This window comes from Bartonella sp. AA81SXKL (genome assembly GCF_042196945.1).
GTDB lineage: Bacteria > Pseudomonadota > Alphaproteobacteria > Rhizobiales > Rhizobiaceae > Bartonella.
In genome coordinates, this window is record NZ_JBHIRH010000393.1 from 1 (window position 1) to 568 (window position 568).

Consider the following 568-nt stretch of genomic DNA (forward strand, 5'->3'; position numbering starts at 1 on the left):
TTTTTCAGAGCAAGCCATTGCCCGCGCGCTCGAACAGGCAAGTGGTGAGATTGATGTGCATTTGTCTCATCGCTACTCAATCCCCATTGCTGGACAGCCGGCGGCTCTGGGTATGATCTGTGTCAATATTGCTGTTTATAATTTAGCCATACGCCATACGGCACTGACCACGACCATTGAAGATCGTTACAAACAGGCGGTTGATTTGCTGAAACGTATTGCCGAAGGCAAAGCGGGTTTAGGCATAGATGAACCTAAAATTATGAGCGAAGATGGACCGGTTCGTGATGGGGCTTTCTTCCATGCCAAGCCGCGTTTGATGGGAAGATAATATGTCTGTTGCAACCCATATTGAGATTAAAGAGATGGGGCTTGAAGCGGCTTTATCCTTTTTGCAAAAGGGAGCTGATAGCTCGATGGGGACTTTGGCACAAGGGGTTGGGCGTCTCATTCAAGAAAGCACAAGGCGGCGGATTCAAAGTGAAAAAACGTCTGCCCAAGGAGAGAAGTGGAAAAACAATTATGCCCGCACCTCCATTCTTTATGCCAGTGGGGCGCTTTCACGCTC

Annotated in this window: 1 protein-coding gene and 1 pseudogene; both read left to right on the forward strand. The window is 48.6% G+C overall.

Annotation, left to right across the window (positions count from 1 at the left end; genetic code table 11):
• On the forward strand, positions 1-331 hold a 331-nt coding region (locus tag ACFINZ_RS11890), incomplete at its 5' end, for a phage protein Gp36 family protein (RefSeq protein WP_375701634.1).
• 1 nt (position 332) lies between these two features.
• Positions 333-568: pseudogene (locus tag ACFINZ_RS11895) on the forward strand (virion morphogenesis protein); the annotation flags it as partial.